Source organism: Caminibacter profundus (assembly GCF_054657155.1).
This window is the reverse complement of sequence record NZ_BAAHXC010000001.1, coordinates 499,250-513,485: the sequence shown is the minus strand read 5'-3', so window position 1 is coordinate 513,485 and position 14,236 is coordinate 499,250. Positions and strand designations below refer to the sequence as shown.

General features: G+C 25.3%; 12 protein-coding genes, 1 pseudogene and 1 CRISPR repeat array (1 of these 14 only partly in view). All 13 genes and pseudogenes read left to right on the top strand.

All coding sequences use genetic code 11. The annotated features are described in order from the left end of the window. Positions 1–1,329: a CRISPR direct-repeat array (repeat unit 30 nt; unit sequence GTTTCAATACTCCAATTGTATCGGTTAAAT) (it extends 1,656 nt beyond the left edge of the window). Positions 1,330–1,527: 198 nt separating this feature from the next. Then, entirely contained in the window at positions 1,528–2,253 is a 726-nt protein-coding gene (locus ACYQ1U_RS02655) for a hypothetical protein (RefSeq protein ID WP_459883990.1), read from the top strand. Positions 2,254–2,455: 202 nt separating this feature from the next. Beyond that, a complete protein-coding gene (locus tag ACYQ1U_RS02650) occupies positions 2,456–2,776 on the top strand; it encodes an HIRAN domain-containing protein (protein WP_459883988.1) in 321 nt (106 codons plus the stop codon). Beyond that, positions 2,757–4,424, top strand: coding sequence for a hypothetical protein (locus ACYQ1U_RS02645; protein WP_459883986.1), 1,668 nt, complete (start codon positions 2,757–2,759; stop codon positions 4,422–4,424). The genes ACYQ1U_RS02650 and ACYQ1U_RS02645 overlap by 20 nt, the downstream gene beginning before the upstream one ends. Beyond that, positions 4,421–4,861 carry a hypothetical protein gene (locus ACYQ1U_RS02640; RefSeq protein WP_459883983.1) on the top strand — a complete coding sequence of 147 codons (441 nt, stop codon included), beginning with the start codon at positions 4,421–4,423 and terminating at the stop codon, positions 4,859–4,861. Before ACYQ1U_RS02645 ends, ACYQ1U_RS02640 begins: the two co-directional genes overlap by 4 nt. Positions 4,862–4,905: 44 nt before the next feature. Beyond that, a complete protein-coding gene (locus ACYQ1U_RS02635) occupies positions 4,906–7,359 on the top strand; it encodes an NACHT domain-containing protein (RefSeq protein WP_459883981.1) in 2,454 nt (817 codons plus the stop codon). 3 nt (positions 7,360–7,362) lie between these two features. After that, a complete protein-coding gene (locus tag ACYQ1U_RS02630; protein ID WP_459883978.1) occupies positions 7,363–8,250 on the top strand; it encodes a type I CRISPR-associated protein Cas7 in 888 nt (295 codons plus the stop codon). Then, on the top strand, positions 8,247–8,945 hold the full coding sequence (gene cas5b, locus ACYQ1U_RS02625) for a type I-B CRISPR-associated protein Cas5b (protein ID WP_459883976.1): 699 nt from the start codon (positions 8,247–8,249) through the stop codon (positions 8,943–8,945). Before ACYQ1U_RS02630 ends, cas5b begins: the two co-directional genes overlap by 4 nt. Beyond that, the gene (locus ACYQ1U_RS02620) at positions 8,938–10,218 is read left to right on the top strand and encodes a hypothetical protein (RefSeq protein WP_459883974.1); all 1,281 of its coding nucleotides are present in this window, start codon (positions 8,938–8,940) and stop codon (positions 10,216–10,218) included. The genes cas5b and ACYQ1U_RS02620 overlap by 8 nt, the downstream gene beginning before the upstream one ends. An 83-nt stretch (positions 10,219–10,301) precedes the next feature. Then, the gene (gene cas3 / locus ACYQ1U_RS02615) at positions 10,302–12,476 is read left to right on the top strand and encodes a CRISPR-associated helicase Cas3' (RefSeq protein WP_459883971.1); all 2,175 of its coding nucleotides are present in this window, start codon (positions 10,302–10,304) and stop codon (positions 12,474–12,476) included. A gap of 59 nt (positions 12,477–12,535) precedes the next feature. After that, positions 12,536–12,802: a ribbon-helix-helix domain-containing protein gene (locus ACYQ1U_RS02610; RefSeq protein WP_459883969.1), complete on the top strand. Its 267-nt coding sequence runs from the start codon at positions 12,536–12,538 to the stop codon at positions 12,800–12,802. After that, a complete protein-coding gene (locus ACYQ1U_RS02605; protein ID WP_459883966.1) occupies positions 12,795–13,235 on the top strand; it encodes a type II toxin-antitoxin system VapC family toxin in 441 nt (146 codons plus the stop codon). Before ACYQ1U_RS02610 ends, ACYQ1U_RS02605 begins: the two co-directional genes overlap by 8 nt. Then, on the top strand, positions 13,229–13,711 hold the full coding sequence (locus ACYQ1U_RS02600) for a CRISPR-associated protein Cas4 (RefSeq protein ID WP_459883963.1): 483 nt from the start codon (positions 13,229–13,231) through the stop codon (positions 13,709–13,711). The genes ACYQ1U_RS02605 and ACYQ1U_RS02600 overlap by 7 nt, the downstream gene beginning before the upstream one ends. 63 nt (positions 13,712–13,774) lie before the next feature. Further along, positions 13,775–14,092 (top strand): annotated as a pseudogene (locus tag ACYQ1U_RS02595) (virulence RhuM family protein); the annotation flags it as partial. Positions 14,093–14,236 lie beyond the last annotated feature (144 nt).

Genomic DNA, 14,236 nt, shown 5'->3' with positions numbered 1-14,236 from the left:
TCCAATTGTATCGGTTAAATTTGTTAAACTATTTAGTATAGTTAACTCTTCATCAGGTTTCAATACTCCAATTGTATCGGTTAAATCTGTGAAGAGTTGGACATTGATGTGGATATAGATGTGTTTCAATACTCCAATTGTATCGGTTAAATATTTAAAGATGCAAATCAAAATCCTCAAACACAAAAGTTTCAATACTCCAATTGTATCGGTTAAATCGTTTTTATATGTCCCCCGCCAATAAGAATTAACGTTTCAATACTCCAATTGTATCGGTTAAATGAAAGATAAGTTTCCTAATAGAAGATGGATAGGTATGTTTCAATACTCCAATTGTATCGGTTAAATTGGGGCTACTATTGTCGCACCTTTTAAAGCAGGGATGTTTCAATACTCCAATTGTATCGGTTAAATCATTGTATCAAACTCAATTAGTGCATAGAATTTAACAGTTTCAATACTCCAATTGTATCGGTTAAATTTAATGTTATCTAAATCAATAAACTTGTAAAAATCTGTTTCAATACTCCAATTGTATCGGTTAAATTAATAGAACCTACACCAGGAATATTATCCAACTGGTTTCAATACTCCAATTGTATCGGTTAAATTATATCCTGCGTGTCTGCTTAAAGGGTATTCGACATGTTTCAATACTCCAATTGTATCGGTTAAATATGGTGCAATTAAGCAGGGAAACGGGTGTAAACATGTTTCAATACTCCAATTGTATCGGTTAAATAAAATGCAATAGCAGTATGTAAAATTGTTGATAAGTTTCAATACTCCAATTGTATCGGTTAAATAAAAGTGCATCAAACCCCCATAAAATCGACATTTCGGTTTCAATACTCCAATTGTATCGGTTAAATAAAAATAAAAGATTTGTATCGTTCTAACTCATTTGTTTCAATACTCCAATTGTATCGGTTAAATTTAACTTTGGAGATATAAAAGTAGAGACAAAAGAGTTTCAATACTCCAATTGTATCGGTTAAATTAGTTCTTCATATTTTTCATCTTCAAAACTTATCATGTTTCAATACTCCAATTGTATCGGTTAAATTATAGACGAGGGCAAATTGTATATAATTAAAGACAAGTTTCAATACTCCAATTGTATCGGTTAAATCTTTAATTAAGCTTAAATCTACATTAACTACTACTGTTTCAATACTCCAATTGTATCGGTTAAATAGTAGTATTTCCTGTACCGTTATTTGCTAATGTCAGGTTTCAATACTCCAATTGTATCGGTTAAATAGTAGTATTTCCTGTACCGTTATTTGCTAATGTCAGGTTTCAATACTCCAATTGTATCGGTTAAATACATTAGATTTAGGCGTTTTTAAAAAATTATATCCTAAAATTAGGTTTTTTCCAACTAAAGTTACTTTAAACAAAAAATTATCAATCAGCTTTATTTTTTGTTATTATATCGGGATTATTATAGTGTGTCAATAAAATTTATATTGGAAAAGTAGAAAAAAATTTATTTTTTTGTTAAAATTTTATAAGGGGGAAGTTATGAAGTTTTATCAATTAGATATTAAAGTTAGTTTAAAATCATCCATTCACTTTCAAAGATCTCCTGAAGCTATCTCTAAAATGATATCAACTGCCTTGATAAAGAGCGGGTTTAATGAACATAAGCAAAACAAACCAAAAAATTATGTTTTTTCAAATCTTGGAAAGGCAAATAAAGATGGTATTTTTGAAAAAGAAGGAAGAATTATTTTTAGGACATTTAAAAAAGATTTAGCTGAAAAATTAATAAATTCGCTATTTTTATATGAAGATAATATTTTTAAGGTAGAAGGAGTTGGGTTTGAAAAGATAAAGTATAAAAAAATAAAATCAATGCTTACTTTAAATCCTGTGTTTATTGTAATGAAAAGTGGCAAGTTTTGGAGTTTTTTTGAAAGTGGGGATTTGCTGGTAGTTATGAATGCTCTTCAAGATAATCTTCTTAGAAAATATGAAATGATATGTAATGAAAAGTTAAATCCAAGCAACAATTTTATGGAGTATTTACAAATAAAAAATGATAAACCTCAGACATTTTTTTATAAAGGGGCTAAATTTTTTGGATTTAAGTTTTTTATAGTCCCAAGAAGTGATGAGGTGTCTCAAAAGTTAGCATTTATGGCTATAGGCAGTGGGCTTGGACATAAAAACAGTAGTGTAGGAGGAGGGTTTTTGAAATGGAAAATTGAAAATGAAAAAAGGTTAATAGAGGTTAGTAAAGGTTAGTAGGGGTTGTAGAGGTTAGTAGAAGTATATAATAGAACCTTTATTACCTCTAATACTTCTAATACCTCTACAACCTCTAATACCTTAAAACTAATCGATGTATGGTGGTCGGGGACAATGGAAAATGTAAAAAAATATAAAAACAACACAAAATGGCAGATAAAAGATGTAAAATTACTACTAAAATAGATAAAAGAAAAAAATGAAAAAGGTATATAAAAGTTTTAAAATAGCAGGAATAGAATATTACGAAGCATTGTTTGTAATGGATGAGATAAAAGCAGGAGATAAAGTGCAATTAAAAGCAGAGAAAAGTAATATTCACGATGAAAATGCAGTGGAAGTTTATTATAAAGACTTTAAACTTGGATACATTCCAAGAAATGCAAACTATTCTATTTCTGTTTTGCTAAATGCCGGATGGAATATATTTGATGCATATATTCAAAAAATTGATAGAGACGAACTTGATATTCAAGTTGCTGTGTTTGTGAGGGAGAGGGATGATAAGGGAAGTTATTGAAAATATTGAAGTAGATTTTAAAAAAGCAATTTTTAATAATTACAGACTAAAAAACGGTCTTTATATAAAGTTTGGCAAAAATACTCAATATTTCATTTATAAATATGATAAAAAAGAAGAACTAAGTCTGGGTTTTAAAGATTTAGATGGCAATATCAAGTCAGATGAATATGAGTGGTTTGTAAAGAGGGATTATTACAGTAATTTGCTTACAATGGATAAACCTGTTGATTCTAAGAAAAAAGTTCATTCAAATAACATTTATTCCTTTTTTGTGAAATTTAAAGAGTGGAAAAAAGAGAATTTCGAAATTTTTGAAAATTATTTTGAAACTCTTAAAACTTATGAAAAATTTCTAAAAAGTAAAATTGAAAGAGAGATTTTTAAACCTTATAAAGATTACATTTTCTCAGCAAAAAGAGAAGAAACAATAGAGCAAAACAGAGATAAAATATTTAAACTCTTCGATAAAATAAAATCTGTTGCTGATGAATTGAACCTCAAAAAAAGTGAGTTTGAAATTTTTTATATTAAGGTGTTTTTTGATACTGAACTTGATGATTATCAAAAAGAGTCCGAGATTTATTATGCTTTAAAAATTTACAATAAAAACAAATATATCTATCTTATTGATAATAAAATTTATGGAATGAGTGGATTTAATCTTAGTGTTGCAGATAAAAAACCGTTTTTGAAGCATAAAACAAGAGGATTTGAACTTCCTTTTTTAGTGGATAGAAATGAAGTTTTTATTCAAAAAGATTTTTTTGACTTTTTACTTTATAATCCTAAAAAAGAATATGAGTTTTTTCCCACAAAAGATAAATCAGGGCTTTATCTAAGGCACACATTCAGTAAAGATGTATCTCAAGAAGTTATTACTGATTTTGATATTTTGGTTTTAGGAAATGAGCTTAAAAAGCCTTTTGTTTATAAAAATTATTTGAATCTAAAAAAAGACGGACAGGTTGTTAAAGACAGGAAAATTTTTAATACTAATGAACTTTTTATGTTTTTAGATGATGTGTTGTATAATGGACAATTAAAAAACAATCTTTACGATGAAGTATATTCAAAACTTTCTAATAGATTTCAGCAGTTAATATATCTTACAAGGGATATCGCTAAAAACATTAAAAAAGGTTTTGTTGATTTAAAAACATTAAATAAGTTTAGTTTTGATTTTGTAGATTATTATTTAAGAAAGGGAGATGTTTTTAAGGCAAAAGAGGTTGCTAATTTCTATTTTTCAGTTAAGGAATATGAAGGAGAGAGTATGAATATTTTAAAAACACTTGATGGAATTGAAGAGAAGGTTTTAAATTTAACTGAACTTAATGAAGATGAGTTTTTTATTTTAGCGGGGCAAGTTATTATGTATTTATTACAAAAAAGTGAAAAAAAAGATAAAAAAGCAGATATGATAGAACCTTTTTTAAGAGCTGGTAAGAGTAAAAAACTTAAAGATGAAATTGAGGTACTTTATTTCAAATACAAGCACGCAATTCCTCTAAATTTTCAAAAATTAAATAATGGGATAGCTCTTTTAATGGCATTTGAAAAAGAGTTAAAACTAAAAGATTACAAAGATAAGCTTTTGCTTGGAATTTTGAGTGAGAATATTTTTTATAGAAAGGATGAGAAATGATTGATATTAATGAATTATTAAAGGAAGAAAAAGAAAATATAGAATTTAAGGAATATTGGTATTGGTCTCACAAAGAAGAAGAAAAAAAACAATTTAAAAAAATGGATGAATTATTAAAAGATATAGCATCGTTGTTAAATTTAAAATTGTATGGGAATAAATATCTTATTATTGGAAGAGCAGATAAAGAATTTAAACTTCACGATTATTACTTAGATAGAGAAAATAAAGGAATTAAATATTTTATGGAGAATGATTTTTATAAAATAAAAAAAGATTTGATTAAGAAATTGTTAAATAATTTTGATATAGATTATTTAGATATTAACAAAGAAATTGATTCTTTTATTGAATTTAAAGAGAAGGAAGTTATTAGTATTTTGGAAGAAAGTATGAATTTTATAGAAGAAGAGATTGAGGGAAAAAAATTCTCATAATAGAATTTTTGAATGTTCCTTTTGTGTTAAAAACTAAAAGAGATATGAAAATTCTTAATAATGGCGATATTCCTATTAGAGGTATTACTAATAATAATGAGGTTGGTATAATAAAATTAAATAGAGAAAAAGAAAGTTTTTATAGAAAAAAAATTAAAGAGTTATATTTTCAATTTATATATTTAAAATCTAATAAAACTATTGCAAATATTTTAGAGATTTATAAGAAAACTTTTTATCCTTATCATTATTTAGAAATTGAAAAGTCTGAAGAATCTTTTAGTAGTAGTAATTTCTTTGAAATAATATTTTTAAAAAAAGACGATGAAATTTCTGAGATATTTATTTATTTATCGAGGTATTCAGCTAAAGCAAAAATGATAAATAAAATATTTAGAGAGTATGGTGAAAAATTAAAAAATAAAAAATTTTATATTCTATTTCAAGAAGAAACACAGATAAATAAATTAAATATAGATTCAAGTTTTGAAAATTTAAAGAAGAATGCTAAATTTTTTTCTTTAGAAGATTTTATAAAAAAATATATTTATTCTCCTATTAAAGAAAAAATAAAAGATGCCTTAGCTGAAAAAAAAAGTTATAGAAAAATTTTTATTAATCCTTTAGTAGAAGTATTCCAAGGAGAAAAAGTAGACGATGTTATTTCATATATGACTGAATGGCTTTTAATTTCTAAAGATCCTATTTTAGTTGTAGAAGGAAGTGGAGGAGTTGGAAAAACTACATTGGTAAAAAAATTTATGTCTGATGTAGAAGAGAGAGATGTTGTTTTTATTGATTCTTCAGATTTAGTTGATAGTAATAATTTGAATAATGTTGCTTCATTTTTGAAAGAATATTTTAACAAGGAAATTGATACACCTTTAGAAGAAGAGTTATTAAATTTATTATTAGATAATGGAGACTTATTAGTTATAATTGATGGAATTGACGAGATAATTTTAAAATCTGACTTGTTTAATTTTAAGGATTTTTTAAATAATATTTTCGTAGAAATGAATGGTGATTTAGCGAAGACTAAAATTATATTAACTATTAGAAGTAATATTTTTAATGATTGGGATGAAGTTTTAGGATATAAGAAATTAAAATTATTAGGTTTTGATAAGCAAAAGGTAATTGATTTTTTAAGAGAAAAAAAATTAGAGAATAAAAGTGAAAAAGTTTTTTCTTTATTAAATAAAATCTCTTCTTGTGAAGAAATTTTTTCTCCTTTTATTATAGAAATGATAGTAAGTGAATTTGAAATTAATGATAAATTTAAAGAAGAAATTGATATAAATAGTGATTTTTTGTGTAAAGATATTAGTTTAGATAAACTTTTGTCTCTTATATTAGATAGAGAATATTTAAAGTCTGAAGTATTATCTGTGGATGAACAAATTAAATTGATTGTTAAAATAATAAAAAAATTTGGAGTGGAAGTTATTGATACTCAATTAAAAGAGATTGATATTTATGGTAAAAAGTTAAAGTTTTTACAACAACATCCTTTATTTGATTATGAAAGAGGTAAGCTTTATTTAAAATATGATTTCTTAGAAAATTATTTTCTTGTAATAGATTTTTTATATTCTTTAAGTCAATGTGAGAATATAGAAAGTTTTGAGTATTTTAGTATTTATTTACATAAAATAAAAAAAATAATTATTGATGAAAATGAAATAAATAAAAGATGTATTAAATATAAATTAGATAAAGATATAATTTCTGTTTTATTAAACGAATTTTTACAATCTGATTATATGAATAGTATCTTTTATGATTTATTAAGAGGGAATAGAACAGAGAAATTGAAAAATTTTTTAGATCTAATATCTATAATATTTTATTTAATACTTTTATTAAGTAAAGATAATTTAAAAGATATAAACGATAATACTTGTTTACTTGAAAATATATTTTCTACACAAAATGGTGTTTTGGAAAAATTGGTTTTAAATAGGAAGATAAATAAAAAGTATAAATTTGATTTTTCAAATTATAGAATAAAAAATTCCTATATAAATTATCCATATTTTGTTGAATCTATTTTTAATGAGAATACTTTTTTTGAGAAGTCTATTTTGGAAAAGTTTTGTAATGATAAAAATAAAGAGAAATTTTCTTTTTCTAAAAATCAATTTGATTCTGATTGTCATATTTCTGAAACTATTAAATCTAGAATGGAGAAAAATCTTGACAAAGAAATTAAATTAGAAAAAGAAATATTAAAAATAATTAAAAAATTTTATAAGTCAGGTAATTTTAAAAGTATAAAGAAAGAAAAAGTGAAAGGAATAAATGAAAAATTATTTGATTTTTTATTAAGCGAAGAAATAATTGTAGAAATTTTTGAAACTACTAAGGAAAAAAGAAAAGATAAGAAATATATGATAAATAATGAATATCAATTAGAACTAGAAAAAATATTAGAAAAACAAAAAAGAAAAAGTTATATTATTAGTGAATTAGTAAAAAAATATATTAAAGGATGAAAGATGAAAAGAGCTTACGGAGTTATAGGAATTAGAGCAATAATGAGTAATTGGAATGCTGATTTTACAGGTAGACCGAAAACTACAAGTAATGGGGAGATTTTTGGGAGTGATAAGGCACTTAAATATCCTATAAAGAAAATGTGGGAAGCTGAGGGTGAAAAGGTAATGTATATTAAAAGTTATATTGAAGATAAAGATGGCAGCTTGCGTCCTAAAACACTTAAAGAGAGATATGAAGAATTATTTGGTAAGCTAACTAAAAAAACACCTTCAAAAGAGGTTTTAAGTAATCTTTTTAAATGTCGTGATGTAAAAAATTTCGGTGCTACTTTTGCAGAAGAGGGACAAAACCTCTCAATCACAGGTACAGTGCAGTTTGGACAGGGATTTAATAAATTTGAAGATACAAATGTAGAAATTCAAGACATTTTAAGCCCATTTAGTGATGCTAAAAAAGTAAAAGAGGGAGAAGATGTAAATCAATCAACACTTGGGACAAAAATTATGGTGGATGAAGCTCATTATTTTTATGGATTTAGTGTAAATCCGAATAATTATAAAGAGTATGAAAGTTTGCTTGAAGATTTTGAAGGTTACACTGATGAAGATTTTGAAAACTTTAAAAGAGTTGTAAGGTTAGCGGTTACAAGATTTGCAACAAATTCAAAATTTGGATGTGATAATGAGTTTGCTTTGTTTGTGGAGTATGAGAGTGAGAAGTATTTGCCGGATCTTAGTGAATATATAATTTTTAATAGTGAAAATAGAGAAATTGATCTTAGTGAAATTGAAAAATTAGTGGATGAAGATGCAAAAGTAGAAGTTTTTATAGATCCTTTTAAACTTAAAGTAAAAACAAAATGGAAAGTAAAAAGTATTTTTGAATGAAAGCAATAAAATTTAATTTAAGAGGAAAGTTTGCACATTTTAAAATTCCAGAAGTCAATAGCTATGCCTATTTTACATATTCTCATATTCATAAAGTAGCACTTCTTGGAATTTTTGGTGCAATCTTAGGACTTAGAGGATATAGAAACAGTGAGGGTAATTTACCTGAATTTTATGAAAGACTAAAAGATTTTAAAGTCTCAATCATTCCAAAAAAACCTTATTTTACAAAAAAAATCCATGTATTCAATAATAGCGTAGGATACGCAAGCGATGAAAAGGGCGGTAATTTAATCATTAGAGAACAGCTCCTTGAAAATCCAAGCTGGGATATATTGATAATGGAAAATGAGAGTGATGAGTTTGTGGAACTTAAAAAAAGGCTTTTTGAGAAAGAATTTTATTATATTCCATACCTTGGCAAAAACGACTTTCCAGCTATTATCGATAATGTTGAAGAAATCACTCTTCAAAAAGCCACTAAACCTATGCAATGTATAAGCCTTGTGCCAAGAGATAAAATCAAATTTATTAAACCAAGCCGGACAAAAATTTTTTATTATGAAGAATATTTGCCTATTAGACTAAAAGAAAAATATCTTATTTATGAGTTTGAAAAGATGGTTTTGAGTAGTTGGATTGTGGAAGGGGATGAGATGTGGGAGATTGATGGGAAAGGGGTTTGGTGTGTGTAAAGAAAGTGAAAAATGTATTATTACAAGAATTATAAATAATATTTGGTATAGTGAATTTAATAAAGTTATTGAAGATTCCATAAGACCAATAACATTTAATTATGATGGATATTATGGGATTTTTGGTACAGGTTTTTTTATTTTACATGGAGAAGATTTATATTTTTTAACTGCAAGACATAATTTTATAAGAAAAGATTTATTTATAAATGAGAGTTTTGATAATGTACAAAAAAACATTGATAGCTTTTTCATAATAAGAAGTTTAAGAAAAGGTATAGATTTAAAAAATACTGAAAATATAATTAAAGAAGAAATTCATAACATTTTTTTTAATTCAATTTTACCAAAAAATGAGGAATTGGAAAAGTTAGGTTTAGGTAGTGAAGATTTGAATGATATTGCAATAATTACTTTTAACAAAACATTTGCTAAAAAATTTATTTTAAATAGGAAATTAATTAGTTTGGATACTAATGGTTTAAGAATAGAAAAAGATATGGGTAAAAGTGCAGAGAATAATGATATAGTGTTTATTGCCGGTTATTGTTTAGATGATAGAAGTAAAAATGAAGTTATACCAGTAAAATTTGATGATGAAGGTAATGTTGTAAAAAGTGAAATGAGTTTAAATAGAAATTATTTATTTGGAAAAGTTGTAGAAAATATTACTTCATTTATAAAAAGAGTTGAAATATTTTTTGATAATGATTTTATAGATTATAGTGGTTTTAGTGGTTCACCTGTTTTTTTGTATAAAGATGAAAATATTTATTTTACAGGATTAGTCATTAGAGGTGGTAATAAACAAATTTATTTTATTTCAATTGATTTTTTAAGGGTTTATTTAATGTATACTGATATTGGTAGTATTAATAATAAATTTTTTATTGATAAAAAAGAGGCGTTAAATTCTTGTTATGAAAAGATAAAGCTTTTAAAAAATGATATTAAGATTATTGAAGTAAAAAATGAACAAATAATAATTGAAGTAAATAAAGAAGAATTTTCTATATCTTGTGAATATTTATGTGATGTTATTAGTTTGGAAATATTATTGAATAATAGGTTTTTTTTTAATAAAGAAAACTTTGCTTTTATTAGAGATTTTTGTTATAACCTAGTTTCATATACGGATAAATTTTCTTTAAAGAAACATTTGGTTAATTTGGATAAAAATATTTTAGAAAAACTTAAATTAAAATATTATGAATATATGAAAAATGGATATGGAATTGATTTAAGTGAATTATTTAAGAGTAAGGATAAATAATTTTAGTTCTCTCCCACATCCACCCAATTAAACCTCCAGAAAAACTTGGGGAGCATAGGAAACTGACTGAAAAGTATTTTGATTTGATTGTTAAAGAGAAGAATTTAAAAGAGATTTTTGATAGATTTTTTGAGATTTTTGAGCTTAAAGATAAAGAGTTTGGATTTAGGATTATAAAAGATGCAGTTGTTTTGCATGATGAAGGAAAAGTTAATCCAAATTTTCAGTATTTTGTAATGGGTAATGAAGAGTTTAAAGATAAGGCTTTTTCAAAAAGTGATACGAATCATTCTATGCTTTCAGCTGTGATGTTTTATGAAAGATATATTTATGAGGTAATGAGTGAAGAAGATGACGCAGAATATGAAAAGAAGCATTTTTTATTATTGTTGATGTGTTATTTAATTTCAAAACACCACTCAAAGCTTGATGATTTTAAAGAATTTGTTGAGAGTTTTGAGTATGAAATCGGTAAAAAAATTTATGTTGAGTTTAAATTTAGTGAAGAGATTTATATTTTTGCAAAGCTTGTTTTTTCTTTGCTTATAAGCAGTGATTATTTCGCTACTACTGAATATATGCTTGATATTGAATACAAAGAGTTTAGCAGTTTGGATGTAAAGAGTCTAAAGAGAAGTTTTAATGAGTTTTACAAAAGTTTAAAACCGCAAAAAGAGATTGATTTTGTAAGAAAAGAGATTTTCAAAGAGGCGATTAGTAATCTTGATACTTCAAAATCAGTATTTTATCTAAATGCTCCAACAGGTGCAGGAAAAACTTATATTTCACTAAATCTTGCATTAAATCTTAATCCTAAAAAAATAATTTATGTTTTTCCGTTTAATACATTGGTAGATCAAAGCAAAAATTCAATAGAAAATGCTTTAAATATCAAAACTAAAATTATAAATTCAATTACTCCTATTGAAATTAGAGATGAATATTCAGATGAACTTGCATATATTGAGAGGATTATGTTTGATTATGATTTTGCGATAACTACGCATGTGAATTTTTTTGAGATTTTATTTGGAATTTCAAAAGAAGATAATTTTTCTTTGTGGCAGCTTGTGGATAGTGTTGTGATTATAGATGAAATTCAAAGCTATAATATTGATTTGTGGCAAATGATGGCTTTTTGGTTTGAGAAGTTTTCAAAACTTTTGAATATGAAAATTATAATTATGTCTGCAACTTTGCCTAAGATTGATAAACTTTTAAATAAAAATAGTTTTTATGATTTATTGAATAAAAATTATTTTAAAGAAAAAGTATTTAAAGAGAGAGTAAAAGCAAAGTTTATTGGAAATGTGGAATTTGAAGATTTAGAAGAGCTGATATTAAAACAAAATGATAGAAAGATACTTGTAGAATTTATAAAAAAAGAGAGTGCTAATGGCTTTTATGAGTTTATGAAGGAGAATAAAAAATATGAAACTTTTGTGCTTACGGGAGATGATAATAAGCTTTATCGTGATTATGTAATAAATGAATGCAAAAAAGATAAAAATATTTTGCTTATTTCTACTCAGGTGATAGAAGCTGGAGTGGATATTGATATGGATGTGGGATTTAAAGATATTTCGCTTCTTGAAAATGAGGAGCAGTTTGCAGGTAGGGTAAATAGAAACGGACTTAAAACTTCAAAAATATATTTTTTTGATATAGATGAAGCATCTATAATATATAAAAACGACCCGCGTCTTGAATTTAATATCAAAAACAGTTTTTCAATTTTTGAAAATAAAGAGTATGAAAAGTATTATGAAGCGGTGCTTGAGAGGGTATATAAAAAGACTCAGAAGATTATAGATGTCAAAACAAAAGAAGAGCATCAAAAGTCATTTGCAAGAGAACTTAATTTTAGGGCTCTACAAAATGAGATGAAACTTATTAAAACTTATACTTTGACTATATTTTTACCTTTTAAAATTGATTTGAGAGATGAAAAATATTGTGAGATAGGGGAGAGTGAATTTGTAAAAAATGGATTTTTAGACGGGATGCTTGTTTGGAGGGCTTTAAAAGAGGTTAAAAGTATAAAAAATTATGCAAAAAGAAAAATCAGACAAAGTTTTATAAATTATTATATGCAGTTTTTTACATTTGAGGTTAATAAATATACCACTAAAATAAATAAGTTTAGTGATGAGTGTTGCGGGATTTATATGATTGAAGATTTTGAAGAGTTTGTCGATGAAAATTTTAGGTTATTAAGAGATAAGTTTAATGAATATCAGGAGGATATGTTTTTATGATTTGACATTAAAAATTTTAAGAGTTATAATAATTCATACTTTTTATATAAAGGAATAGTATGATTATGAAACAAAAATCAGTTAGAAAAACTTTTACACTTCCTAAAAATATAGTTTTTGAATTAGAAGAGTTTGTTAGAGATAATCATTTAAAGCAATCTCAAGTTATTGCTGATGCTTTGAATGAATATTTAAATAGGCACAAAATTATAAAAAAAATTCAAAAAAGAAAAAAAGCATTAGAAAATATTGTAGGAATTGCTAATGGGAAATTAGTAGATTTTAATTATAAAGAAATTTTAAAAGAAAAAGCTGAAAATGAATAAAATATATTTTGATACAAATATTATTATTGATTTATTAGATTCTAAAAGAATGACGCATAAGGATTCGTTAAAGCTTTTAAATTTTTATGTAAATGATAATAATACTGAACTTTTTATTAATAGCGATAGTTTAACGAATATTTTTTATATTTTAAGGCACAGAGTAAAACTCTCTTTTTTGGATTCTATTGAAAAAATTGAAAATATCAAAGATATGTTTGAAATTGTAAGTATTGAAAAAAATGAAATAGAATTTGCAATTGAAATTTGTAAAAATAATGAATTTAAGGATTTTGAGGATGCATTGCAGTATATTTGTGCCCTAAAAGCTGATTGTGAAATGATTGTTACAAATAATATAAAGGATTTCAGGTTTTCTTCAATTGATGTGTTTTCACCAAAAGAATTAATTAAAAAGTTAAATTTATGGTAACAGGAACTATTATAAATTATTACTTTCATTGTAAAACCCAAATGTGGCTACATTACCATAAAATCAACCTTGAAGACAATAGCGAAGATGTTAGAATCGGTAAGGTATTGCACGAGATAAATGAAAACAAAGTCGATGAGGTGGCTTTTGAAGGAATAAAAGTAGATAAGATTACAAAAGATTATATTGTGGAAGTTAAAAAAAGTGACAGCAACATAGAAGCTGCAAAATGGCAGCTTATTTTTTATTTATGGAAACTCAAACAAATTGGAATTGAAAAAAAGGGTCGGCTTGAAGTGTTTGAAAAGAAAAAAACTGATAAAAAAATTTATTATGTTGAACTAACTGATGAAAATGAAACGAAACTTTTAGAAATTTTAGAGGATATTGAGATAATTTTAAAAGGAAAAATACCAACACCAAAGTTTGAGAATAAATGCAAAAAGTGTGCTTATTATGAATATTGTTTTTTGTAATTCAATTGTTGCAAAAAATGAACAACTAAAAAGAAAAATTGCACATAGCAAAGGATAAATAAAATGAACGATATAGTTAGATTTATTGACGGTAAAATTGAGATTGAAACGAAAGTGGAAAACGAAACGGTATGGATTACACAAAAGCAGATGTGTGAGTTGTTTGGAACTGCAAAATCGACCATTAGTGAACATTTAAAAAACATTTTTCAAAGCGGTGAATTGGATAGAGATTCAACTATTCGGAAATTCCGAACAGTTAGAATGGAAGGTAATAGAAAAGTTTCAAGAAATATAGAATATTACAATCTTGGTGTAATAATCTTGGTGGGTTATAGGGTAAATAGCAAAAAGGCTACAAAATTCAGACAATGGGCTACATTTGAAATTTAAAATTGAAAATGAAAAATGGAAAGTGTAAATAAGAAAGAGGAAAATTATTTTTTGCCACCTTTTGGGGCACAATTTCCTCTTCCTTTTCCTGATGGATTGCCTGTTGTACTTGGCATATTTGGTGCACAATTT

Coding starts and splice junctions, on each gene's coding strand:
- ACYQ1U_RS02655 (WP_459883990.1), top strand. CDS start 1,528: ATGAAGTTTTATCAATTAGATATTAAAGTTAGTTTAAAATCATCCATT.
- ACYQ1U_RS02635 (WP_459883981.1), top strand. CDS start 4,906: ATGAAAATTCTTAATAATGGCGATATTCCTATTAGAGGTATTACTAAT.
- ACYQ1U_RS02600 (WP_459883963.1), top strand. CDS start 13,229: ATGGTAACAGGAACTATTATAAATTATTACTTTCATTGTAAAACCCAA.
- ACYQ1U_RS02610 (WP_459883969.1), top strand. CDS start 12,536: ATGATTATGAAACAAAAATCAGTTAGAAAAACTTTTACACTTCCTAAA.
- cas5b (WP_459883976.1), top strand. CDS start 8,247: ATGAAAGCAATAAAATTTAATTTAAGAGGAAAGTTTGCACATTTTAAA.
- ACYQ1U_RS02640 (WP_459883983.1), top strand. CDS start 4,421: ATGATTGATATTAATGAATTATTAAAGGAAGAAAAAGAAAATATAGAA.
- ACYQ1U_RS02650 (WP_459883988.1), top strand. CDS start 2,456: ATGAAAAAGGTATATAAAAGTTTTAAAATAGCAGGAATAGAATATTAC.
- ACYQ1U_RS02645 (WP_459883986.1), top strand. CDS start 2,757: ATGATAAGGGAAGTTATTGAAAATATTGAAGTAGATTTTAAAAAAGCA.
- ACYQ1U_RS02605 (WP_459883966.1), top strand. CDS start 12,795: ATGAATAAAATATATTTTGATACAAATATTATTATTGATTTATTAGAT.
- ACYQ1U_RS02630 (WP_459883978.1), top strand. CDS start 7,363: ATGAAAAGAGCTTACGGAGTTATAGGAATTAGAGCAATAATGAGTAAT.